Origin of the sequence: Geobacter sp. FeAm09 (assembly GCF_008330225.1) — a bacterium.
GTDB lineage: Bacteria > Desulfobacterota > Desulfuromonadia > Geobacterales > Pseudopelobacteraceae > Oryzomonas.
In genome coordinates, this window is sequence record NZ_CP042466.1 from 1,705,843 (window position 1) to 1,728,608 (window position 22,766).

General features: G+C 59.1%; 22 protein-coding genes and 1 pseudogene. 21 read left to right on the forward strand and 2 right to left on the reverse strand.

What is annotated here, in order from left to right; all coding sequences use genetic code 11:
• Positions 1-26 precede the first annotated feature (26 nt).
• Entirely contained in the window at positions 27-194 is a 168-nt protein-coding gene (locus FO488_RS08050; RefSeq protein ID WP_149210087.1) for a DUF362 domain-containing protein, read from the forward strand.
• 93 nt (positions 195-287) lie between these two features.
• On the opposite strand, the gene FO488_RS08055 is transcribed toward FO488_RS08050, so the two are convergent.
• Together FO488_RS08055 and FO488_RS08060 are read right to left on the reverse strand one after the other, a co-directional pair.
• Complete coding sequence (locus tag FO488_RS08055) at positions 288-500, reverse strand: DUF2905 domain-containing protein (RefSeq protein ID WP_149210088.1); 213 nt, start codon at positions 498-500, stop codon at positions 288-290.
• Positions 497-1,039, reverse strand: a complete 543-nt coding sequence (locus FO488_RS08060; protein WP_149210089.1) for an epoxyqueuosine reductase QueH — start codon at positions 1,037-1,039, stop codon at positions 497-499. The genes FO488_RS08055 and FO488_RS08060 overlap by 4 nt, the downstream gene beginning before the upstream one ends.
• Positions 1,040-1,265: 226 nt before the next feature.
• Between FO488_RS08060 and FO488_RS08065 the strand changes: the two genes are divergently transcribed.
• The 20 genes and pseudogenes from FO488_RS08065 to FO488_RS08160 all read left to right on the forward strand — a co-directional run bounded on the left by FO488_RS08065 (position 1,266) and on the right by FO488_RS08160 (position 22,761).
• Positions 1,266-2,231, forward strand: coding sequence for an SIS domain-containing protein (locus tag FO488_RS08065; RefSeq protein WP_149210090.1), 966 nt, complete (start codon positions 1,266-1,268; stop codon positions 2,229-2,231).
• A 1-nt stretch (position 2,232) separates the two neighbouring features.
• Complete coding sequence (locus tag FO488_RS08070; protein ID WP_149210091.1) at positions 2,233-2,751, forward strand: HAD family hydrolase; 519 nt, start codon at positions 2,233-2,235, stop codon at positions 2,749-2,751.
• A gap of 129 nt (positions 2,752-2,880) precedes the next feature.
• Positions 2,881-3,414 (forward strand): LPS export ABC transporter periplasmic protein LptC, encoded by a 534-nt coding sequence (gene lptC / locus FO488_RS08075; protein WP_205743382.1) that lies wholly within the window; start codon positions 2,881-2,883, stop codon positions 3,412-3,414.
• Positions 3,415-3,465: 51 nt separating this feature from the next.
• Positions 3,466-3,930, forward strand: a complete 465-nt coding sequence (lptA, locus tag FO488_RS08080; RefSeq protein ID WP_240732216.1) for a lipopolysaccharide transport periplasmic protein LptA — start codon at positions 3,466-3,468, stop codon at positions 3,928-3,930.
• A complete protein-coding gene (lptB, locus tag FO488_RS08085; RefSeq protein WP_149210093.1) occupies positions 3,914-4,654 on the forward strand; it encodes an LPS export ABC transporter ATP-binding protein in 741 nt (246 codons plus the stop codon). Before lptA ends, lptB begins: the two co-directional genes overlap by 17 nt.
• 88 nt (positions 4,655-4,742) lie before the next feature.
• Positions 4,743-6,182: an RNA polymerase factor sigma-54 gene (gene rpoN, locus FO488_RS08090; RefSeq protein WP_149210094.1), complete on the forward strand. Its 1,440-nt coding sequence runs from the start codon at positions 4,743-4,745 to the stop codon at positions 6,180-6,182.
• A 52-nt stretch (positions 6,183-6,234) separates the two neighbouring features.
• Positions 6,235-6,783 carry a ribosome hibernation-promoting factor, HPF/YfiA family gene (hpf, locus tag FO488_RS08095; RefSeq protein ID WP_149210095.1) on the forward strand — a complete coding sequence of 183 codons (549 nt, stop codon included), beginning with the start codon at positions 6,235-6,237 and terminating at the stop codon, positions 6,781-6,783.
• A gap of 31 nt (positions 6,784-6,814) precedes the next feature.
• Positions 6,815-7,774: an HPr(Ser) kinase/phosphatase gene (gene hprK / locus FO488_RS08100; protein WP_149212113.1), complete on the forward strand. Its 960-nt coding sequence runs from the start codon at positions 6,815-6,817 to the stop codon at positions 7,772-7,774.
• Between the two features lie 3 nt (positions 7,775-7,777).
• Positions 7,778-8,641, forward strand: a complete 864-nt coding sequence (rapZ, locus tag FO488_RS08105) for an RNase adapter RapZ (protein ID WP_149210096.1) — start codon at positions 7,778-7,780, stop codon at positions 8,639-8,641.
• Positions 8,638-9,033, forward strand: coding sequence for a PTS sugar transporter subunit IIA (locus tag FO488_RS08110; protein ID WP_149210097.1), 396 nt, complete (start codon positions 8,638-8,640; stop codon positions 9,031-9,033). Before rapZ ends, FO488_RS08110 begins: the two co-directional genes overlap by 4 nt.
• A gap of 60 nt (positions 9,034-9,093) precedes the next feature.
• Positions 9,094-9,360 carry an HPr family phosphocarrier protein gene (locus FO488_RS08115; RefSeq protein ID WP_149210098.1) on the forward strand — a complete coding sequence of 89 codons (267 nt, stop codon included), beginning with the start codon at positions 9,094-9,096 and terminating at the stop codon, positions 9,358-9,360.
• Between the two features lies 1 nt (position 9,361).
• Positions 9,362-11,104 (forward strand): phosphoenolpyruvate--protein phosphotransferase, encoded by a 1,743-nt coding sequence (ptsP, locus tag FO488_RS08120; protein ID WP_370514330.1) that lies wholly within the window; start codon positions 9,362-9,364, stop codon positions 11,102-11,104.
• Positions 11,104-11,892: an A24 family peptidase gene (locus FO488_RS08125; RefSeq protein ID WP_149212114.1), complete on the forward strand. Its 789-nt coding sequence runs from the start codon at positions 11,104-11,106 to the stop codon at positions 11,890-11,892. Before ptsP ends, FO488_RS08125 begins: the two co-directional genes overlap by 1 nt.
• Positions 11,893-11,894: 2 nt before the next feature.
• Positions 11,895-13,412: a sensor histidine kinase gene (locus FO488_RS08130; protein ID WP_149210100.1), complete on the forward strand. Its 1,518-nt coding sequence runs from the start codon at positions 11,895-11,897 to the stop codon at positions 13,410-13,412.
• Positions 13,376-14,778 (forward strand): annotated as a pseudogene (locus tag FO488_RS08135) (sigma-54-dependent transcriptional regulator). Before FO488_RS08130 ends, FO488_RS08135 begins: the two are co-directional and overlap by 37 nt.
• Positions 14,779-14,945: 167 nt before the next feature.
• Complete coding sequence (locus tag FO488_RS08140) at positions 14,946-15,725, forward strand: DsbC family protein (protein WP_168205942.1); 780 nt, start codon at positions 14,946-14,948, stop codon at positions 15,723-15,725.
• Positions 15,726-15,925: 200 nt separating this feature from the next.
• Complete coding sequence (locus FO488_RS08145) at positions 15,926-16,522, forward strand: DsbC family protein (RefSeq protein ID WP_240732217.1); 597 nt, start codon at positions 15,926-15,928, stop codon at positions 16,520-16,522.
• A gap of 27 nt (positions 16,523-16,549) precedes the next feature.
• On the forward strand, positions 16,550-21,805 hold the full coding sequence (locus tag FO488_RS08150; protein WP_149210103.1) for a pilus assembly protein: 5,256 nt from the start codon (positions 16,550-16,552) through the stop codon (positions 21,803-21,805).
• A 70-nt stretch (positions 21,806-21,875) separates the two neighbouring features.
• Positions 21,876-22,388 carry a Tfp pilus assembly protein FimT/FimU gene (locus FO488_RS08155; protein WP_168205943.1) on the forward strand — a complete coding sequence of 171 codons (513 nt, stop codon included), beginning with the start codon at positions 21,876-21,878 and terminating at the stop codon, positions 22,386-22,388.
• Complete coding sequence (locus tag FO488_RS08160) at positions 22,378-22,761, forward strand: prepilin-type N-terminal cleavage/methylation domain-containing protein (protein WP_240732218.1); 384 nt, start codon at positions 22,378-22,380, stop codon at positions 22,759-22,761. Before FO488_RS08155 ends, FO488_RS08160 begins: the two co-directional genes overlap by 11 nt.
• Positions 22,762-22,766: the final 5 nt, after the last annotated feature.

The window sequence follows — 22,766 nt, forward strand, 5'->3', positions numbered from 1 at the left end:
AGCGCATCTTACAAGGAGGTGAAACCGTGGCTCATACGATTACCGACGACTGCACCAATTGCGGCGCATGTGAGGATTCCTGCCCGGTGAACGCCATCAGCGAACAGGGGGCCAAGCGTACCATCGACGCCGATACCTGTATTGACTGTGGTGCTTGCGTGGATACCTGTCCCGTGAATGCTATCCATGCCTAATCCGCATTGAGGCAACGCTGCTGAAAAAGCCCGTGGCAACACGGGCTTTTTTTTTATGGTATACGGCGTCGTTTTCACCTTTCCTCGCCGGCGCTATTTTTTGATGAGCCAGAGGATGAAGGATATGGCGGCCGAGATCAAAATGCAGGTGGCGAGCGGAAAATAAAAACTGAAATGTTCCCGTTTGATGGTGATGTCTCCGGGCAGCCTCCCCAGCCACGGCAGACGTGGGGCAAGGGACAGCGCGAGCCCCGCTGCCACCAGGACGAGTCCCATGATGATCAGGGGGCGTCCCGGCCCGTTCATGGCCGTTTCTCCCGCGGGGCGTAGCGCTCCTTTTCGCTGTAGATGCAGCCGCAGTACTGCTGACGGTACAGCCCCATCTCCTTCGACAGTCTGATCCCCTCCTGCCAGCCGGTGCGAAAATCCTCGTAAAAGAAGGTTACGCCAAACTCCCGGCCCGCCTGTTCCCCAAGGGCCCTGATCTCTTCGTGACGCTGGTAGCGGCTGTACAAGAGCGAAGTGGTGAACGCCGCAAAGCCGTGCCCGGAAGCCGCCGCCGCCGTTGCTCTCAGGCGCGAGGCGTAACAGTAGCTGCAGCGTTTGTCCGGCTCGGCGGCGACATTGGCCAGGAACCCTTCCAGATCATACTCGTCCCGCACGATGAGGGGCATGGTTTCGCCGTCGGCCATCTGTTGCGCCGCGTCCCGCCGGCGAGCGTATTCCTGATAGGGATGGATGTTGTGGTTGAAGAAAAAGCCGGTGACGTCATGGGCGGCGGCGCGCAGCCTGTGCAGAGGATAGATGGCGCACGGTCCGCAGCAGGTATGGAGAAGAATGTTCATGGCTGAAGAGTGTCCTGGTCGGGGATGTATGTCATTTATGCCGTTATTGTACCCCCAACCGCCCGGCGGTTCAAAGGAAAATCGGAGCGCCGGCATCAGGTCGGGGCGCGGTGGGGACCGCGGGCGCATCATCAATGGTTGCTATTTTTTCCGATTTTAGGTATGTACTGCAACGCCTGACTGAAACATGTCCGGCACAATGACTCAAGCAGAGGCGGAACTCGAAATGATTCTAGAAAAAGCCAAGTGGGTGATACAGACGGAAGCCGAAGCCCTGCTGGCTATGGCGGAAAGAATCGGCAGCGCCTTTGAGGCGGCGGTAGAGCTCATATTGGCCTGCAAGGGGCGTGTGGTGGTCAGCGGCATGGGGAAATCGGGACTGGTCGGGCAAAAGATCGCCTCCACCATGTCTTCCACCGGCACGCCGGCCTTCTTTCTCCATCCCGCCGAGGGGATTCATGGCGACCTGGGGATGATTATGACCGGCGACGTGGTGATCGCCATATCCAATAGCGGAGAGACCGAGGAGGTGCTGCGCATCCTGCCGGCCATCAAGAGGATCGGCGCCCGCCTGATTGCCATGAGCGGCAATCCCGGCTCCGCCCTGGCGCGCAGCAGCGATGTCTTTCTGGACGTCTCGGTCAGGGAAGAGGCGTGCCCCCTGGGGCTCGCGCCGACGGCGTCCACCACCGCCACCCTGGCCATGGGCGATGCGCTGGCGGTAGCCCTTCTGGTAAAGCGGGGCTTTCGCGCCGAGGATTTCGCCATCTTTCATCCCGGCGGTTCCCTGGGCAAGAAGCTGCTGCTGCGGGTGGAGGACATCATGCATGGCGGCGAGGCGATACCGCTCGTTTCCGGGGATATGCTGATGAAAGACGCCCTGTTCGTCATCACCGCCAAAGGGCTGAGAGTGACCGGCGTGACCGGAGAGGGGGGGGCGCTCAAGGGGGTCATTACCGACGGCGATCTCCGCCGGGCCCTGGAGCACGGCTATGACATCCTCGGCAAGCAGGCCTCCGAGATCATGAAGCTCAATCCCAAGCACATCATGCGCCAGGAGTTGGCTGCGGCCGCGTTGCAGATCATGGAGCGTTGTTCCATTACCTCGCTGTTCGTCTTTGACGACGAAGGGGCGAACGTTCCGTGCGGAATCATCCATCTGCACGACATCCTCAGGGCCGGTATCGCATAACATGGACAAACGGCTCGCACCAATCAAGCTGCTGCTTCTCGATGTGGACGGCGTCATGACGGACGGCGGCATCATCTATGATGGCAACGGTCTCGAAACCAAGGTTTTCAACGTCAAGGACGGACATGGCATCAAGATGCTGCAGCGCGCCGGCATCCAGGTGGGGATCATCACCGGGCGCTCGTCCGCCGTGGTGAATGTCCGCGCCCAGGAATTGGGGATCGAGCTGGTCTATCAAGGCGCCCTGAGGAAGCTGGAAAGCTACGAGGACGTCAAGCGGAAGACCGGCCTGGGCGACAGCCAGATCGCGTACGTGGGGGATGACGTCATCGACGTGCCGGTCATGCGCCGCGTCGGATTTGCCGCCGCGCCCCGCGACGCCCTTGCCGAGGCACGGAATGCGGCGCATTACATTACGGAGCGCGACGGCGGGCGGGGAGCGGTGCGCGAGGTGTGCGACCTGATTCTCAAGGGATGCGGAAAATGGGATGAGGTCGTGGCGCGTTATGAATTGTTTTGATTATTCAATCTCTGTGCCAAAAAACGAGCATGGCGTACCTTTTGCTGGACAGCCCTGCCGGCCGATGGTATAGTATACGCCGATATGGTATCGCCCGGAAACATCAGGCTGGCATTGGCTTTTCTTGTCATGACGGCGATTATCGGCATCGTGGCCGCCATTACCCTGAAAGGCCCGCGCCAGGCGGCCCTACCGGAGCCGGTCTCCCGGCAACTTCCCCAGAACATCGACATGGCCATACACGACGCACGCTTTTACGAGGTGCGGGAGGGTGCGGCTGTCTGGGAACTGGTTGCCAAGAAGGCCGAGTATGACAAAACCGGCGATGTCGCCCATCTGTCCGATATCCACATGGACTTTGCAAGGACGGCCACTGCCGGCGCCATTACGGTGACGGCGGCACAGGGGACCTATTTCAGCAAAAGCAGAAACGTCGCTTTGCGCGGCAAGGTGCATGTGGTGACGGAGAGCGGCGTTACGTTCGATACCGAGGCCGTTGATTACGTGGCGGTGCGCTCCCAGTTCAGAACCTCGGACAAGGTGACGTTCCGGCAGCAGCGCCTGACCCTGACCGCACAGGGGATGGTGTTGGATGTAACGAGCCAGAAAGCCCGCTTCCTCAAAAACGTTGATGCCGGCGTGGCCGGTTTGAAGAGTCGATAGATGAATAAGATGAAAATTAAATCATTATTATTTATAATACCTCTCAGCCTGATGCTTCCGCTGGCCAGCGCATCGGCCGCCGCCCACAAGGACCGGTCGAGCCTGCCCATCGCCATCAAGGCCAACGAGCTGGCCGCCGACAACAAGGGCAAGACCGCGATCTTCAGCGGCAAGGTCGTGGCAAAGCAGGGGGATATCACCATCTATGCCGATCGGCTTACCATCAATTACGGCGACAAGAAGAGCGACGTCGAAAAGATCGAGGCGGACGGCAATGTGCGCATTGTCCAGGAAAACCGTATCGGGACCGCCTCCCATGCGGTCTATGAAAGCAAGCAGGGGCGCATCACCCTGACCGGCAACCCCAAGATCATGCAGGGAGCCGACACCATGACGGGCAATACCATTACCTACTTCATCGATGAGGACCGCAGTGAGGTCTCCAGCGGAGCCGGCCGTCCGGTAGAGGTGGTCATTCATCCGACGGGCAAAAAAGGCAATGCCGGCACACGCTGAGCCTCTGAGGCTCTGGACCCGCGGCCTGCTCAAGAATTACGGCGGCCGCCAGGTGGTCAAAGGGGTGGACCTCTCCATCCAGGCGGGCAGGGTGGTGGGGTTGTTGGGGCCGAACGGCGCCGGCAAAACCACGACCTTCTACATGGTGGTCGGCCTTGCCCGCCCCGACGGCGGCCAGGTTTTCCTGGGGGACGACGAAATTACGGGGCTACCCATGTACCAACGGGCTCGCCGGGGCATCAGCTATCTCCCCCAGGAGGCGTCGGTCTTTCGCAAGCTTTCCGTGGCCGATAATCTCCTGGCGATTCTGGAAACGGTCGAACCGGAGCGTGCCAGCCGCAAGCGCCGAATGGAGGAGCTTCTCGAAGAGTTCGGGATCACCCATATTGCCGGCGCGAAAGGCTATGCCCTCTCCGGCGGCGAGCGGCGGCGGGTGGAGATCGCCCGGGCGCTGATCACGAATCCGGCCTTTATCCTGCTGGACGAGCCCTTTGCCGGCATCGATCCCATTGCCGTGGCCGATATTCAAAACCTGATCGTGTCGCTCAAGGAACGCAATATCGGCGTGCTCATCTCGGATCACAACGTGCGCGAGACCTTGGGGGTCTGCGATGAAGCATACATTCTGAGCGGCGGCGAGGTGTTGGAATTCGGTTCGCCGGACGACATCGCATCCAGCCGCAAAGCGCGGGAGATCTATCTGGGAGACGATTTCCGCCTCTGATGGAAGGTATAAAGATATAGACGAGTTACCGGTTCCAGCTTCGGTGTGCATACACTGATCATTACGTCCTGTCCGAGGTAGAAGCAGCATGGCAATGGAGATGCGCCAACAACTGAAGATGACCCAGCAACTGGTGATGACGCCCCAGTTGCAGCAAGCCATCAAGCTGCTCCAGTTGACCCGCTTGGAGCTTCAGGATGTCGTGCGCCAGGAGTTGGAAGAGAACCCGCTCCTGGAAGAGAGCGTCGAGACCGAGGAGGTCCGCGAGCCCGAATCCCTGGAGATCGATGAGAAGGAAAGCGAACCGGCACAGGACGGCGAGGAGTTCCACGAGGTAGAAACCGGCGAAGATACCCTGCGGGACTGGGACAGCTATCTGGACGGCTACAACTACAGTTCCGGCGAGCAGTACAGCGGAGAGGACGACCGGCCGTCGTTCGAGAGCATGCTGACCCGCAAGGGGACCCTGAACGACCATCTGCTCTGGCAGCTCCATATGGGGCGCTTTTCGGATGACGAGGTCCAGGTGGGCGAAGAGATCATCGGCAATATCGACGAAAGCGGCTATCTGCGCGCCGCGGTGGAGGAGATAGGCCAGGTCTGCCATTGCGATGCCGACAAGGTGCTGTCGGTTCTGGAGCGCATCAAGGAGTTCGATCCGACCGGTGTCGGCGCCCGCGATCTCAGGGAATGCCTTCTCATCCAGGCCCGTTTCCTGGGGATGGAGGGGAGCGTCGTCGAGCGGGTGCTGCTCAACCACTTGAATGACCTGGAGACCCGCAAATACAAGCAGATCGCCCGCGATCTGGGGGTCGATCTCAACCAGGTGCTGATGGCGGCCAAGATCATTGCCGGCTTTGACCCGCGTCCGGGCAGGATTTACGGTTCCGAAGAGGTGCAGTACATCTCGGCGGATATCTTCGTCTACAAGGTGGGCGAAGAGTATGTGGTCATGCTGAACGAGGAAGGGCTGCCCAGTCTCCGTCTGAGTCCCTATTACACCGAGGTGAAGGGCAACGCCGGAGTCGATTCCCGGGCCGAGGAGTATATCAACGAAAAGGTCCGCTCGGCCATGTGGTTGATCAAGAGCATTCAACAGCGCCAGCGCACCATCTACAAGGTCGCCAAGAGCATCATCAGGTTCCAGCGCGAGTTTCTCGACCGGGGCATCGAGTTTCTGCGCCCCCTGGTGCTGCGGGATGTGGCCGACGATATCGGCATGCACGAATCCACCATCAGCCGGGTCACCACCAACAAATACATGCAGACTCCCCAAGGGCTGTTCGAGTTGAAATATTTCTTCAACAGCGGCCTTTCGACCAGCGAGGGGGAATTCGTCGCTTCGGAGAGTGTCAAGAACCGCATCAAGGAGATTATAGAAAAGGAGGATCCGCGCAAACCGCTCTCGGATCAGAAGATTGCCGAGATGCTTTCCGGGCAGACCGTCAATATCGCCCGGCGCACGGTTACCAAGTACCGCGAACTTCTGAGGATCGGCTCCTCATCCGAACGGAAACGGCATTTCTAAACCTCAAAGTCCGAGGCACCACTCTAACTACACGAAACACGAGGAGGAAGGTATGCAGATAACGACGACATTCAGACACATGGAACAGAGCGATGCCCTCAAATCCTATGCCGAGGAAAAACTCGAACGGGTAACCAAATATATCGACGGTCCGATCACCGCCCAGGTGTTCTTTACGGTTGAAAAGAAGATTCGCCACATCGTGGAGATCGTCATAAACGCAAAAGGCGTCAGCAGCAAGGCATCCGAGGCGACCAACGACATGTACGCCGCCATCGATGCCGTGATCGACAAGATGGAACGCCAGCTCAAACGCTACAAGGAAAAGATCAAGACCCACAAACCGGCTTCCGATGAGCGGGGCCGCCAACTGACCAAGAAGGTGTTCCAGGCCGAGAGCATCGAGGCCAGCGGCGAACCGGTGGTCATCAAGGCCAAGACGGAGACCGCCAAGCCGATGTCGGTGGAGGAAGCGGTCATGCAGATGGACCTGCTCCATAAGGATTTCATCGTCTTTACCGACTCGGCCAACAGCGAAATCAACGTTCTTTATCGTCGCAAGGACGGCAACTTCGGCCTGATCGAGCCTCAGCGGGCGTAATTGCCGGACCACCGGCGCGCTGGAGATGCCATTGGAGGGAATCAGCCTTTCCATACAGGAAATCCTGGATGACAGCGAGTACGGTCTGGGCCTGAAACTCCTTGCCGGCCAGGCGGGGATGGGTAACCGGATCTACAGTCCGCGCATCCAGAAGCCCGGTCTTGCCCTGAGCGGTTACACCGAGCACCTGCATCCCGAACGGATTCAGGTGCTCGGCAACACCGAAATCTCCTATCTCAACCAGGTCGACGACCGCCTGGCCGCGGAGAGCATCAAGGCGCTCTGCGTCTTCCCGATCTCCTGCTTTATCATCACCAAGGGGCTGCTGCCGCCCCACTGCCTGCTGGATGCGGCCGAGAACGCCGCCATTCCGGTCCTCAGCACCCCGCACCAATCCTCGACCTTCATCTCGCTGATCACCAAGTTCCTGGAAGAGCGCCTGCTCCCCACCACCCACCTGCATGGTGTGCTGGTTGACGTGTTGGGGGTCGGCATCCTGCTGACCGGCAAGAGCGGCATCGGGAAAAGCGAATGCGCCCTCGACCTGGTCATCCGGGGGCATCGGCTGGTGGCCGACGATATGGTCTTCATCAAGAAAAAGGTGCCGGCGGCGCTCGTGGGCCAGGCCGAAGAGGCCATCCAGCACCTGATGGAGATCCGCGGGTTGGGCATCATCAACATCAAAGACCTTTACGGCGTCTCGTCCATCCGGGAGAAGAAGATCATCGACATGGTGCTGGAACTGGTGGAGTGGGACCCCAACCAGGAATACGACCGCCTCGGCCTGGACGACCGCCGGAAGACCATCCTGGGGGTCGATATCCCCCACATCTGCATACCGGTGAGGCCCGGGCGCAACCTGGGGTCGATCATCGAGGTGGCTGCCCGCAACTTCCTGCTCAAGGGGATGGGTTATCATTCCGCGCGGGATTTTCAGGAACGGCTCATGTCGCGGCTTGAACTGCGCCCCCTGGGCAACGAGGTGGAGTAGGCCATGCGCATCATCGTGATAACCGGCATGTCTGGTTCGGGAAAGTCCACCGCGGTGAGGGCCCTGGAAGACGAGGGGTTCTACTGCATCGACAACCTGCCGGTGCGCCTCTTCAAGCGCTTTGTGGACCTGATCGAGAAATCGGGCGAGACCTTCAAGGGGATCGTCCTGGTGGCCGATATCCGCGGCCGTGAATTTCTCAAGGGCTACGAGATCGCCTTTCAGAAGATTCGCAATGCCGGCCACAGCGTCGACATCTTCTTCTTCGACGCCCTCGATGAAACCCTGATCAGGCGTTTCTCCGAAACCCGCCGCCGCCACCCCGCCGCCGAACATTGCTCGGTGGGCGAGGGGATCCGCATGGAGCGCAAACAGCTTTCCGGCCTGCGGCAGATGGCGTCCAAGATCATCGACACCTCGGAATTCAACGTTCATCAGCTCAGGGACTTCGTGCTGCGGATCGTCAGGGGCGAGGAGGGGGGCAGCCCGTTCGTCGTGGATGTCCAGTCCTTCGGCTTTCGTTACGGCATTCCCATGGAGTCGAGCATCGTCATGGATGTGCGGTTTCTCCCCAACCCGTTTTTCGTCCCGGAGATGAGGAACCTGTCGGGACTTGACCCCGAGGTGCGGGATTATGTCATGGGGCTCCCGGAGACCAAGGCCTTCATCGACTCCTTTTTCCCGCTGGTGAATATGCTGATACCGGCCTATCAGCGGGAGGGCAAGGCATATCTGACCATCTCCATCGGCTGCACGGGGGGACGGCACCGTTCGGTGGCCATTGCCGAAGCAACGGCGGCACATCTGCGGCGCAGTTTTCCCGCAGTACGTACTACTCACAGAGACATTGAAAAGGGACAGCAATGACAGGACTGGTTCTGGTAACTCATGCGGGCTTGGCAGGGGCGCTGCTGCATACGGCCGAGATGATCGTCGGCCCGATCGATGCCTGCGAAAAGATCGAGGTTGCCCCCGATGAACGTTCCGAGCAGATTATGGCCAAGGTGGTCGCCGCTGTGGAAAAGACGAGCGGGGACGGCGCCGTCATCATGACCGACCTGTTTGGCGGGACCCCCTCCAACATGGCCATGCCGTTTTTGAAAGACGGCTCCGTCGAAGTGCTGACCGGAGTCAACCTGCCCATGATCATAGAATTTTGCGCAAAACGTTCCCGGATGGGGATTCCCGAGTTGGCGGCCGAGCTCCAGCGGTGCGGTCGCGAAGGTATCATCATTGCCGGCGAGTTCCTGAAAAAATAGCGGCACCGGATTCACACCCCCATACGGAGCAGTGCGCTCCCACGAGGTCTTAACTACGCCATGCTCCAGAAGGAATGCACGATTGTCAACAAGCTCGGCCTGCATGCCCGCGCTTCGGCCCTGTTCGTCAAGACGGCCAGCCGGTTCGTCTCCGAGATCCGGCTGGAAAAAGAGGGGATCGAGGTAAACGGCAAAAGCATCATGGGGATCATGATGCTGGCGGCCTCGAAGGGAACGACGGTCCGCCTGAGCGTAAACGGCGACGACGAGGAAGAGGCCCTGCAAACCATGGGAGACCTGATTGCCAATGGCTTCGGCGAAGAATGACATGCGCCTGTTTTCCGGCATTGCAGCGTCCCCCGGCATTGCGGTGGGACGGTTGCAGGTCGTTGACCGCCAAAGCCCGACGGTCGAAGCCTATTTGGTCGAACACGACAACATCGATACCGAGATCGAGCGCCTGCGGACCGGCATCGAACAAACCCGCGCCGAACTAGAAGCGATCAGGGCGCGGCTCGCCGAAAATGCCGGTTCCGACCACCTCATCTTCATAGAAACCCATCTGCTCATCATGTCCGACGACCGCCTGTTCAGCGAGTCGGCGGCGATCATCGAGAACTCGCGCATCAATGCGGAAGGGGCCTTGCGCCGCACCCTCCACAAGTACCGGGAATTCTTCTCCGGCATCGAGGATGCATACCTGCGGGAACGGATCAGCGATGTGGAGGCGGTGGTCGAAAGGATCCTGCGCACCATGACTGGCCAGGTTCAGACGCCCATCTCCGCGGAGCAGGGCCAGACCATCGTGGTTGCCCATGATCTCATGCCGGCCGACATCCTGCAGATGGACAAGACGCGCATTATCGGCATGGTCACGGAGGCCGGCGGCCGAACGACCCATGCCGCAATTCTGGCACGTGCCTTCCGGCTGCCCGCTCTGGCGGGCATCGACGATATTGCCGATCTGGACTACGACCATGCCCCGGCCATTCTCGACGGCATCAGCGGGACCCTGATCCTGAACCCCGACCAGGCGACCTTCCGGCGCTACCTCAAGCTGAAACAACGCTATGAATACGACGAACAGGCGCTGCTCAGGAGCGCCGCGCTTCCCTCCGTGACCCTCGATGGCCATCGCCTCGAGCTCAGGGGCAACGTGGAGGTGCCGGAAGAGGGCGCTTTCGTGCTCAGCCATGGCGGGGAGGGGGTCGGGCTGTACCGCACCGAGATGCTCTTCATGAACCGACTGGAGATGCCGGAAGAAGACGAGCAATACCGTATCTATAGCGCCATGCAGCAGGCGGTCGCCCCCCATCCGCTCACCATCCGGACGCTGGATGCCGGCGGCGACAAGCTTTTGGCCGGGATCCCCCTCGGCGGCGAGCAGAATCCCGCCATGGGGATGCGCGCCATCAGGCTGACTCTGGCCATGCCGGGCGAGTTCAAGAAGCAGTTGCGGGCCATCCTGCGGGTCAGTGCCGCCGGCGCCACCCGTATCATGTTTCCCATGATTGCGGGTCTGGACGAGCTGCGCCATGCGCTGGTCCTGCTGGATGAGGCCAAAAACGAGCTTGCGGCGGCCGGCATCCCCTTCGACAGGGACATCAAGGCCGGCATCATGGTCGAGATCCCCTCGGCGGTGACCATCGCCGATCTTCTGGCGAAGGAAGTCGATTTCTTCAGTGTCGGCACCAATGATCTGATCCAATACACCCTTGCCGTGGACCGCGCCAACGAACAGTTGGCCCCCATGTACCAGCCGCTGCATCCGGCCGTGCTCCGTTCCTTGCGGCGGGTGGTCGAGGCGGCCCACCGGGCGGGCATACCGGCCTGCATCTGCGGGGAGATGGCCGGCGACCCATTCTTCTTGCCGATCCTGCTCGGGCTCGGTTTCGACGAACTCTCCATGAATGCCTCGGCGATTCCGCGGGTCAAGCAGATGGTGCGCAGTTGCAGCAGGGAGCGCGCCGCGGAGATCGCCACCGCCTGCTTTTCCTTTGCCACCGCCGCCCAGATAGAAGAATTCCTGAAACAACAGATAGCCATCCATTTTCAGACAGGTCGTGAATGATGTCTCCTCTCCTTGTCCTCACCATGTTCGTCTGTGCGTTCGGCCTGGTCATCGGTTCCTTCCTGAACGTCTGCATCAGCCGCCTGCCCCGGCACGAATCGGTGGTTTTCCCGCCGTCCCACTGCCCCCTCTGCCAGTACCGCATCCGCTGGTTCGACAATATTCCGCTTCTGAGCTATCTGCTGCTTCGGGGCAGATGCCGCGGCTGCGGGGCGCACATCTCCTTGCAATATCCGCTGGTGGAGCTGCTGAACGGGCTTTTGACCCTGGCCCTGTTCTGGCGGTTCGGGCTTTCCCTGAGCTTTGTGGTGCTGTTGCTCTTCTGCTCCGCCCTGGTGGTGATTACCTTCATCGATATGGAACACCAGATTATCCCCGACGAAATCTCCCTGCCCGGGATCGTGATCGGCTTCATCTTCTCCTTCTTCCTGCCGTGGCAGACCTGGCTCGGCTCCCTGGCGGGAATCCTCCTGGGAGGAGGCAGCCTGCTGCTGGTTGCCTCCTGCTACCAGTGGCTCACCGGCAAGGAGGGCATGGGAGGGGGCGACATCAAGCTGTTGGCCATGATGGGGGCCTTCCTGGGGTGGAAAGCTGTTCCGTTCATCATCTTTGCCAGTTCCCTGGTCGGTTCGGTGGTGGGGATAACCATCATGCTGATCCAGAGGAAGGATTCCAAGCTGGCCATCCCCTTCGGCCCCTATCTTGCCTTTGGCGCGGTGTTGTACATCTTTTACGGCAGGCAGCTCATCCAGTGGTATCTCCACGTGGGCAGCGCCGTACGGGGATAACGGTGCGCACGGTCCGGCTCAGCCTGACGGTTTCCATCCTTGCCTTTCTGACCTGCATGTTGCTGTTGGCGTGGCTGCTCTTCAGCACGCTGGCCTTCAAAACCTCCGCCAATGATCTCTATTCCCAAAAGGGGGAATACGGACGGACGCTGTTGAGCGCTTTCGTCGCCCAACTGCCCGACGTGGTCCCGACCTTCCCGGAGGGGATGATCCAGCCCATGTCGCCTCCGGCCGTATTCGCCCAAAAATTGGCTGACGACGGCGCCTTCCTGCGGCTCTCCCTCCTGGATGCCAATGGGAAAATCATCTTTACCGCCGGCAAGGAATCGGGCGACATTTACCTCCCCTTCAGCGGTCCTCCTTCGTCCCAGGAGCGGCCGGTCGTTTTGCCGGGCGGGGGGGGCGTCGCCCGCGTTATCCCGGTGCTGCGAAACGGCGCCGTCGTCGGCAGGGCAGGGATCGTGCTGTCGCTCGCCGCGGAGAACGAACGGCTGCAGCGCTCCCAGAAGCTCTTCATGACCTATTTCGTCATCGACTTCATCCTCCTTCTGGGTTTTGGTTCCTTTATCCTGTCGCGAATCGTGGTAAAACCGATCAACAGCCTGCTGGCAGCCACGGAAAAGATCACCGGCGGCCATTACAGCCAGCAGGTGCATGTCTCCGGCAGCGCGGAACTCGTCCGCCTGGCGGAATCCTTCAATGAAATGTCCCGCTCCCTGCTTGGCAAGGAGCGTTTGGTCTCGGAGCATGTGGCCGCCCTCGAAAAGGCCAACGAGGAGTTGCGCCAGGCCAGGGAGGAGGCGATTCACACCGAGAAGATGGCCTCCATCGGCCTTTTGGCGGCCGGGATGGCCCACGAGATCGGCACGCCGCTGGCATCCATCATGGGATACGCCGAGCTGCTTTCCGGCGAACAGCCCCATAACCCGGCCATTCAGGATTACGCGCAGCGCATCTCCGGGGATTGCAGCCGCATCGACCGTATCGTACGGGGGCTTCTGGATTTCGCCCGGCCCCGCGGCAGTGCCGTTGAGGCGTGTGAGCTCAGCCCGCTGGTGGCCGCCTCCCTCGAACTGCTGGCGCAGCAGGGGGTGTTCAAGCGCATCAAGGTCTCCACCCAGTTGGACGAGCATCTCCCCCCGGCGCTGGTCGATCCTCACCAACTGCAACAGGTGCTGATCAATCTGATCCTCAACAGCCGCGATGCCATGCCTGATGGCGGGAAGCTGGCCATTCGGGTCAAACAGGATGCCTGCCCGGCATTCCTGCGCACCTCCTCCCGCTGTCTGCGGCTGGATGTGCTGGACAGCGGCGGCGGCATACCGGAGGAACACCTGGCGCGCATCTTCGACCCCTTCTTCACCACCAAGCCGCCCGGAAAGGGAACCGGTCTGGGGCTGGCCATCTCCGCGCGCATCATCGAGGCTTTCGGGGGGAGAATCACCGTGAAGAGCGTACCGGGCACCGGGAGCTGTTTTAGCGTATGGCTTTCCGCCCAGGCCGGGGAAGGTGCCCCGTGACAGACAGCCCCAAACATATCCTGATCATCGACGACGAGGAAAACCTGCGTCACATGCTCTCGGTCATGCTGGCCCGCCAGGGATACCGGGCCGACACGGCGGCCAACGGCATTGCCGGGCTGGAGCGCCTCAGGTCGGCGACCTACGATTTCGTCCTCTGCGATATCCGCATGCCGGAAATGGACGGCAAGACCCTTCTGGCAGAGGCGCTGGCGGCGGGCATCGCCTCGCCGTTCATCATGATGTCCGCCTATGGGACGGTGGACACGGCGGTGGCATGCATGAAGATGGGGGCCTACGACTTCATCTCCAAGCCGTTCAAAAAAGACGAGATCGTGATGGTGCTGAAAAAGGCCGAGGAACGGGAACGCCTCAAATCGGAGAACAGGAGGCTGCGGGAGATCGTGGCCGGCAAGGACGGTTTCTGCGGCATCGTCAGCCGCAATCCGGCCATGCAGCAGATATTCTCCCAGATCCGCCGGATCGCCGATCTTAAGACCACCGCCCTGATCCTGGGGGAATCGGGCACCGGCAAGGAGCTTGTGGCCAACGCCATCCATACCTGTGGGAACAGGGCAAAGAAACCGTTCGTGGCGGTCAACTGCGGCGCCATCCCGGAGAACCTGCTGGAAAGCGAACTGTTCGGCCATGTGCGGGGTGCCTTCACCGACGCTTCCGGCGACAAGGCCGGGCTGTTCGAACAGGCCGACAACGGCACCCTCTTCCTTGACGAGATCGGCGAGATGCCCCAGGCCCTGCAGGTCAAACTTTTGCGGGTGCTCCAGGATGAGGAGATCCGCCGGGTGGGGGCCGCTGCGCCCCGTAAGGTCGATGTGCGGGTCGTTTCGGCCACGTCGCGGGATCTGGAGGCGGATGTGCGTTCAGGCCGTTTCCGGGAAGACCTCTACTTTCGGCTCAATGTTTTCAGCATCACCCTGCCGCCGCTCCGGGAACGGGTCGAGGATATTCCACTCCTGGCCGAATACTTCATTGCCAAATACGGGGCCGGCGGTGACGCCGCCCCGATCAGGATCGCCCCGGAGGCGCTGCGGCTGTTGACGGCATACGACTGGCCCGGCAATGTCCGCGAGTTGGAAAACGTCGTCGAACGCGCCACTATTCTGCGCACCGGCGACGCTATCACCGCCGAATGCCTGCCGCCCCGGGTCCGGGGGGGGCGGGAACCGTCGAAGTCCACCCGTCCGACGAAAACCTCTCCATAAAGAAGGCTGAAGACGCCCTGGAGCGGGACCTCATCCGCAGGGCGCTGCTCAAGACCGGCGGCAACCGCACCAAGGCGGCCGTCATCCTGGAGATCAGCCATCGGTCGCTGTTGTATAAACTCAAAGAGTTCGGGATTGAGTAAGCAAAAATTGCGTAGCGGCACGTTGCCGTGCCGACCAGCTATGAAAAAATTGCAGAGCAATGGGACGCCAGTTTGAAAAAACACCGAAAAACGGCGTGTTGCGTGAGCTGTGCTTTAAGGCATTCATTTTGCTTGTTTTTCCACACCATTTCCTGAAAGGAATCACCATGCTCAAGATATTGTTTGCCGTTGCCGCATTTATCACCCTTTGCACCTCGCCGCTCTTCGCCATGGATAAAGCGGGCCACAGCAGCGACTGCACGTCATGCCACACCCTTTCGAACACGGAGGCCGCGGAGCTGCTCAAGGCTACCGGGGGGACGGTAAAGTCCATCAAACCGGCCCCCATAAAGGGGATGTTCGAAGTCCTGATGGAAAAAGAAGGCCGGCAGGGCGTCATCTATGTGGATTACGCCAAAAAACGCCTCATGCAGGGGCTCATCGTCGATCTGGCGACCCTGCAGCCGGTTTCGGCGCACGTGCCGGAACAGCCCCAGCAGAAACAGGCACTCGATACCGCCACCATTCCCCTGGAAAACGCGGTGGTCATGGGCAACCCCAAAGGGGCCAGGAAGCTGTACGTCTTCAGCGACCCGGACTGCCCCTATTGCCGTAAATTCCACGCCGAACTGAAGAGCCTGACCAAGGCGGCGCCGGATGTGGCGATTTACCTCGTTCCCTTCCCCCTGGCCATGCACCCGGGCGCCTACGACAAGGCGCGGGCGATCCTGGAGGCGAAGAGCCTGGATGTGCTGGACAGGGCCTTCGAAGGCAAGGAAGTCCCCAAGCCGACGAAGGATGCCAGCAAAGCCCAGGTGGATGCCAACATCAAGTTCGGCAATGCCAACGGCATTACCGGCACCCCCACGATGGTCATGCCGGACGGCAAGATCGTGGTGGGGGGCAGGGATGCGGAGACGTTGAAGAAGATGCTGGAGGGAAAGTAGGCTAATGCATGAATTTTAAAACGTATATTACGATAGGCTCCCTGTTGCTGCTGTCATCGCCAGCGCTATCGCGGGCTCATGAAAACACGGTCCGGGGCGATTGCGCTTCGTGTCACATCCTCTCGCCGGAAGAAGCCACTCAACTTCTGAAGAGAGGGGGGGGGACGGTCAAATCCGTCAAGCAGGCCCCCAATCGGGGCATGTTCGAACTGCTTGTGGAAAAAGACGGTCGAGAGGGAATCGTGTATCTGGATTACGGCAAAAAGTTCCTGATACAGGGATTGGTTCTCGGCCTGGACACCTTTCAGCCGGTGGCATCCCATGGCACTCCGGCCTTGCAGCCCCAGAGAATTGCCACCATTAACCCGGTTTCCCTTCCGGATCAGTACGCCCTGAACCTGGGGAACCCCGACGGAGCGAAACGCTTGTACGTCTTCACCGATCCCGACTGCCCTTATTGCCGCAACTTGCACGACGAGTTGAAAAAACTCGAAAAGATGGCCCCGCAAGTGTCGATCCGTGTCATGCTTTTCCCGTTGCCGACACATCAGGGGGCCTATGATAAGGCGCGGGTCATCTTGGGGCGGAAAAGCCGGGAACTGCTTGATATGGCCTTTGAAGGGAAAGCCCTGCCGCAGCCGATGGGTGACGAAGGCAAGGCGCCGCTTGACGCCGTCATGGGGTTTGCGTATGCCCATGGTTTTACCGGCACTCCTACCATTGTATTTCCCGATGGGTCGGTGGTGGTGGGCGTTCGTGATGCCGCGACGCTAAAAAACTTGTTGGAACGCATGTAACGCAGCAGCCAGGCAGGAGGATTTGTCATGATACAGGGAAGTTTCAAGCTCGGGGCGGTTCTCACGGCGTTGGCACTGGCGTTGGGAAGCGGGGCCACCATGCTGCACGCGGCATCCAGTCAGACGACCTATGCCCCGAGCATGTCGGATTACTGTGTGCAGCCCCCGTTCCTGGCCGGATATGTGCCCCCCCAGGTGCTGTTCACCATGGGGAAGGATCACAAGTTCTATTATCCGGCCTATAACGACGCCTCGGATATCGACGGCGATGGCCAACTCGAAATCTCCTACAAAAATGATTTCGAATATTATGGTTATTTCGACTCCTACAAGTGCTACAACTATACGAGCGGCCGCTTTGAGCCCTACGGCAATACCAGCAGCAAGTACTGCACCGGTACTAATGCCGGTAAGTGGAGTGGCAATTTTCTCAACTGGGTCGCCATGTCCCGGGCCGATGTGATCAAGCTGGTGATATACGGCGGTTATCGAACCGCGGACAACCAGGGGACCAACTACGACGAAATCAGCGGCGAATATATTCCCCAGGACGGCCATATCTGGGGTAAGGAGTACGTGGGGAGCGACGCCGCCAGTCTTTTTCCTGGCGGGGTCAGCAACAGCCGCGCCTTGTTTTGCGTCAACGGGGTCACGACCAACGGCAACAGTATCTCACAGTTGAATGTGATTCCCGAAGCCGACAAGATTAAAAATTCGTCAGGGAATTATGTGACCGGTCTGCGGGCCTGGAACTGGGTCAACGTGGACGGCAACAGCAATATCTGCTCCGGCACCGCCATTGATCTGAATAACGACGGACAAGCCGAGTCCGCCACCTTGACGGGGCTGGCCAAGTACAACGTCTCGGTCAAGGTCTGCGATCCGTCGTCAGGCTTCATCAACGACGCCACTTGGGAGACGAAGCACTGCAAGCAATACGGTTCCAACTACCGCTCCATCGGCCTGATGCAGCTTTACGGCGAAACTTCCAGCAGCGCCAAGGTCTGCAGCAAGGATATGTACACCTCCTGTACCAGTGACAGCACCTGTTCCTCCATCAGCAAGGGGCAGTGCGTCAATGCGGCCAACATGTTCTTCGGCTTGATCGCCGGGTCGTACCAGAATCCCAAGGCAGGTGGCTTCATTCGCAAGGACGTTTACAGCATCAACGAAGAAACCAACCAAAGCAACGGTCAGTTCCAGACCTCCGCCAGCAGCGGCAAGGGGTTGCTGATCAAATCCATCGAGCAGTTCAAGGCCCAGGCGTCCTATCCGTTGAACACCCAATGGGGCAACCCCATCGGTGAGATTCTGTACGAAGGGATGCGCTACTGGGCCGGCAAGGGCACCCCGACTTCCGACTTTGTTTCCAGTATCTCCAGCGGCTCCAACGGCGACAACAGCAACTACGCCTCCAAGCCGGACTGGGACACGCCGGCAACCCTGTACCCTACCTGTTCCATGCGTTTCAACCTGGTCTTTTCCGACGTTTACAACAGCTTCGACGACGACCAGTTGCCCGGCTCGGCTTTCAATACCAGTTTTAGCGGCGACTTGACGAACCTGAACGTCCAGACGCTGGCCGACCGGATAGGGAACAATGAAAGTCTGGGCACTTCCATGGTGGTGGGGGAGTCGCTGGCGACCAGTAGCCTATCAGGGCGTTGCGACAACAAGACCTCCATCGCCGGCATGGGGAGCGTCCGCGGGCTCTGTCCGGCTGAGGGGGATTTGAAGGGGAGCTATTATCCGGCCGCTGTGGCCTTGTACGGACACAACTCCATGCTTGCCAACACCAATACGTCCAACGTACTGACCTATGTGGTGGCCTTTACCTCCAATGTGCCCGAGGCCAGGGTGACGACAGCGGATGGAACCCAGGCCTTGATCATGCCCTACGGCAAATCGGTGTCCAGCAGTTACGGCTGGAACTGCACCACCACCAATACAACCTTCACCGTTGCAGGCGTCAGAGATGCTACAAATACAAGCGTGCCGAACCTGAAAATCGATGCAAAATCCGGTTACACCACTTCAAGTTGCCCCTCCATGGCGACGGTCGGCTATTATGTGCTTGATAAAATGTACAACTCATCAAATAAACTCAACTATATCCAATTTCTTACCTCCTATGACGACTTGGGGGGGGGCGACTATGATCTGGACGTGCTGGCCAAATATACGGTCTGCGCCGCAGGTAACAGTAATTGCTCGGATTTGACCGGAAGTCAGGTCCGGGTGACGGTGGAACGCGTGTATTCGTCGGCGGGCAACCCGAACGCTTTCGGCTTCACTGTTGCGGGCGTCGGCTCTTTGTCCGGAACCTACATGATCGTGCAGCATACCTCGAGCCCGCCGTCAGGGACGTCATGGGCTACCACCAGCACCCCACTTCCCACTACCTCCCAGTCCATGATTTTTAATGCCGCCTCCTCAACCGTCACCCTGCCCAAGCCTCCCTTGTGGTATGCGGCCAAATACGGCGGCTTCAAGGATACGGACGGCACGGGACTGCCGTACACCGATGACACCTGCGATCCCGCCACCCGAGGCTCGAACACGCGCAACACCCGCTGCAACCAATGGGACACCGTGGGGAACGGTACCCCGGACAATTACTTCCTGGTGACCGACCCGAGCAAGATGGAAGCGCAACTGCGCCTGGCGCTGGATTCCATTCTGGCGCGGGTCGCCTCGGGGACGGCGGCCTCGATTCTCAACAACAGCCAGGGGAGCGGTGCCAGCCTGATCCAGGCGGTCTTCTTCCCGCGCAAGGATTTCGACAACGGGACGTCGGGCTACTGGGTCGGCGAACTCTACAATATGTGGTATTACCTGGATCCGTTCCTCCAGACGACCTCCATCAGGGAAGATACCAACAAAGATTTTTCATTGAACCTGAGAAACGACAGGATTGCCCAGTTCTATTTCGATTCATCCCAGAACAAGACCCAGGTGCAACTGTACAGCGATGCGAATGGCGACGGCTCGCCGGACTCGGCGACACCGGACGTGGTGGTGGACCCCGATGCGATCAGCAGCCTCTGGAAAGCCGGGAGATCCTTGTGGAGCAGGAATCCGACCAGTGACCCGCGCCTGCTCTATACCCATACCGATGATTCGACCCTGGATATCTTCAACAACAATAGCCTGACCAAATTTACGACCCTGACCAGTGCCTACAATCCGGCATTGCAGAACAAGAGCACCATCCTGTCGCTGCTTGGCATGTCCGACATTACCAAGACCGGCAAGGTGATCGACTACATCAACGGCAGCGACCAGAGCGCGGACAGTGACGGCACCCTCTACCGCAGCCGCAAGGTCAGCATCAGCAATTGCGGCATCACCAGCACCAATCTGGAATCAACGTCCTCCGACAGTTGTTACCGTGTCTGGAAACTCGGCGATATCGTGACGTCCACCCCCAAGGTGGTTTCAACGGTAAGCCAGAATTCCTATAACAACGCCGTGCCCAACGGTTATAACGATCAGACCTACACCAAATTTCTCAACTCCTCGACCTACCAGAATCGGGGAATGGTGTTTGTCGGCAGCAACGACGGCATGCTGCATGCTTTCAGGCTGGGGGTGCTGAAGGAACTCTCCGGTAGATACGACAAGGCGCAGTTTTATTATTCCGGCAGTCCGGCAACCAGCAGCAGCAACCTTGGACGCGAGGAGTGGAGCTTCATCCCGAAACAGGCACTGCCCTATCTGCCGTATCTGAAGGATACCGCTTATTGTCATCTTTATTACGTCGATAAATCCCCGTCGCTTATTGATGCCAGCGTCATCAAGCCGTCAACGTGCTCCTCGTCCGCAAATTACTGGGATTGCACCAAGAGTTCGGACGGTTCCACCTGGGAGACCGTGCTGGTTGGGGGAATGGGATATGGTGGCGCGGCCAAATGGAACGGCGACTCGACCTACACCGCCCCGACAGACAGCGTCAAAACGCCGGTTAAGGGGACAAGCACCGCGACCGGCGTGGGGTATTCCTCCTATTTCGCCCTTGATGTGACTGATCCTACCACCCCCAAGTACCTCTGGGAGTTCCCGGGGACAACCTCCGCCGTCGGGCAGTTGGGCTTTTCCACCACCGGCCCGGCATTCGTCCGTATTGCGGGAAAGGTCAAAGCGACGGACGGCGTGACGGATACGGCGTCACCTGATCATACGAAAAATGGCCGTTGGTTTGCCGTGTTCGCCTCAGGTCCCACAGGGTACATCGATACCGTGCAGCATACCTTCCTGGGGCAGTCTGACCAGCAACTGCGGATTTTCATTGTCGATCTGGCCACCGGTGCCCTGGTGCGGACGATCGACAAATTCGCCGATAATACGACGCTCCCGACGTACGCATTTGCCGGCTCCCTGTCCACGAGCGTCATCGACACCGACCGGTGGAATTCGGGGTCCAGCGGGTGGTACAGTGATGACGCTGTCTATATCGGCTATGTGCAAAAGGCCAGCGACGGCACATGGACCAACGGTGGCGTGATACGACTATTGACCAAGGAAAGCACCGATCCCAGCACGTGGGTCGCCTCGCCCCTTATCAGCGGTATTGGTCCCGTCACTACCTCGGTTACCAAGCTGCAAGATCGCAGCAACAAAAATCTCTGGCTGTACTTCGGGACCGGCCGGTATTTCTTCAAAGGTGACGATGCTACGGGACAGCGGGTTCTGTACGGTGTCAAGGAACCCTGCTACAGTACCATAAATCGATATGCCAGAACCGGGCTTAACAACATAAATGGTGGAACGGACAACGACATCGACTCAACTTGCACCGACTCATCGCCATCAGGGCTGGTGAATCAATCGGGTTCGGCCTCATCAGCGCCGGCCACAACCCTCAGCACGAACGCCCCAGGGTGGTACATCAATCTGGATGGGGCCGACAGCACCAACTCCATCAATGCCGAGCGGGTGATTACCGACCCGGTTGCCAGTGCCGCCGGCGCGGTGTTTTTCACCACCTTGAAGCCGAGCGGGGACGTCTGCAAGTTCGGTGGAGATACGCTGATATGGGCGGTACGCTATGATACCGGCGGCGCTCCGCCTTCCGCGGCCATGCAGGGGAAAGCCCTGATACAGGTTTCCACTGGGGCATTCTCGCAGATATCGTTGCAGTCAGCCTTCAGCAGTTCAAACCAACGGTACAATTCGAGGCGTCTGTCAACCGCGATTTCCGGAGTTCCCCCTGTTTCCCAGGGGCTTTCACTGGTTACGAACCCGCCACCGGTGAAGAAGTTCTTGCATGTGAAAGAAAAATAATGCTGTTATGTGTCGCTCAACAGTTACAATTTCCTGTGATGGTTTCGAGGCGCGGCGGGGAGACATGAACATGAGTAGAGCCGGATTCTCGTTGATCGAGTTGATTGTCACCATGGCTATCATTGGGATACTGCTTTCTGTCGCTACGCTCAATTTTACCGCCATGCAGCGCAAGGCCCGGATCGAGAGCGAGACGCGGCAGATTTTTGCCGACCTGAATGATGCCAGGCTCAATGCCATCTATCTGAAGAGGAACTATCGGGTCACGTTCCAACCCGGCAGCTATGTGATGAAAAACTACACCAGCGACAATGAGGCCACAACGGCCGGGAAAACCCTTTTTACCAAAACAGTCCCCTATCAACTGAGCCTGAGCAATGGCGGTTCCATTGCAAATGCCGTTGCTGAATTCGACAAGAGGGGGCTTGCCACCGATCAGACGACCCTGAACATTTTCTATGTCAATCCGGCAAAGAGCGGCGCCATAATTGATTGTATCGTTATTGGCGTGGCAAAAACAAATATGGGGCAGGGAGTGGACAGTGACAATAATGGGCAGGCGGAAAGCTGCAGTGTCAAGTGACCGTGGTTTTACTCTTATCGAGTTCCTTGTGGCCCTCGTCATCCTTATGGTGGGACTCTTGGGACTTTTGCAGGCCGTCAACGTCTCCCTGAATCACAATCTGCAGAACCAGTTGCGGAACGAGGGGGTTATCGTTGCGGATGAACAGATGGCCAAGGAAATGGCCAAAGGGTATGATCTCGTTTCCACATCTACCCGTACCTATGTCGTCAGTAATCGCCCGGTTTTGAATGCGTTGAAGAATTTTTCGGTTAGCCGATCCGGTACAACCATCCAGAACTCCAAGCAGGTCAATATTGTGGTCACCTGGCACCACAAGGGGGCTTCGTACAATCATGAGGCGGCAGCGGTAATCACCAAGACAAATCAGTGAACGGA

Excerpts from the sequence above, each read along its gene's own strand:
- FO488_RS08055 (WP_149210088.1), bottom strand. The coding sequence starts at position 500 with ATGAACGGGCCGGGACGCCCCCTGATCATCATGGGACTCGTCCTGGTG.
- FO488_RS08060 (WP_149210089.1), bottom strand. The coding sequence starts at position 1,039 with ATGAACATTCTTCTCCATACCTGCTGCGGACCGTGCGCCATCTATCCT.
- FO488_RS08065 (WP_149210090.1), top strand. The coding sequence starts at position 1,266 with ATGATTCTAGAAAAAGCCAAGTGGGTGATACAGACGGAAGCCGAAGCC.
- FO488_RS08070 (WP_149210091.1), top strand. The coding sequence starts at position 2,233 with ATGGACAAACGGCTCGCACCAATCAAGCTGCTGCTTCTCGATGTGGAC.
- lptC (WP_205743382.1), top strand. The coding sequence starts at position 2,881 with ATGACGGCGATTATCGGCATCGTGGCCGCCATTACCCTGAAAGGCCCG.
- lptA (WP_240732216.1), top strand. The coding sequence starts at position 3,466 with ATGCTTCCGCTGGCCAGCGCATCGGCCGCCGCCCACAAGGACCGGTCG.
- lptB (WP_149210093.1), top strand. The coding sequence starts at position 3,914 with ATGCCGGCACACGCTGAGCCTCTGAGGCTCTGGACCCGCGGCCTGCTC.
- rpoN (WP_149210094.1), top strand. The coding sequence starts at position 4,743 with ATGGCAATGGAGATGCGCCAACAACTGAAGATGACCCAGCAACTGGTG.
- hpf (WP_149210095.1), top strand. The coding sequence starts at position 6,235 with ATGCAGATAACGACGACATTCAGACACATGGAACAGAGCGATGCCCTC.
- rapZ (WP_149210096.1), top strand. The coding sequence starts at position 7,778 with ATGCGCATCATCGTGATAACCGGCATGTCTGGTTCGGGAAAGTCCACC.
- FO488_RS08110 (WP_149210097.1), top strand. The coding sequence starts at position 8,638 with ATGACAGGACTGGTTCTGGTAACTCATGCGGGCTTGGCAGGGGCGCTG.
- FO488_RS08115 (WP_149210098.1), top strand. The coding sequence starts at position 9,094 with ATGCTCCAGAAGGAATGCACGATTGTCAACAAGCTCGGCCTGCATGCC.
- ptsP (WP_370514330.1), top strand. The coding sequence starts at position 9,362 with ATGCGCCTGTTTTCCGGCATTGCAGCGTCCCCCGGCATTGCGGTGGGA.
- FO488_RS08125 (WP_149212114.1), top strand. The coding sequence starts at position 11,104 with ATGTCTCCTCTCCTTGTCCTCACCATGTTCGTCTGTGCGTTCGGCCTG.
- FO488_RS08140 (WP_168205942.1), top strand. The coding sequence starts at position 14,946 with ATGCTCAAGATATTGTTTGCCGTTGCCGCATTTATCACCCTTTGCACC.
- FO488_RS08145 (WP_240732217.1), top strand. The coding sequence starts at position 15,926 with ATGTTCGAACTGCTTGTGGAAAAAGACGGTCGAGAGGGAATCGTGTAT.
- FO488_RS08150 (WP_149210103.1), top strand. The coding sequence starts at position 16,550 with ATGATACAGGGAAGTTTCAAGCTCGGGGCGGTTCTCACGGCGTTGGCA.
- FO488_RS08155 (WP_168205943.1), top strand. The coding sequence starts at position 21,876 with ATGAGTAGAGCCGGATTCTCGTTGATCGAGTTGATTGTCACCATGGCT.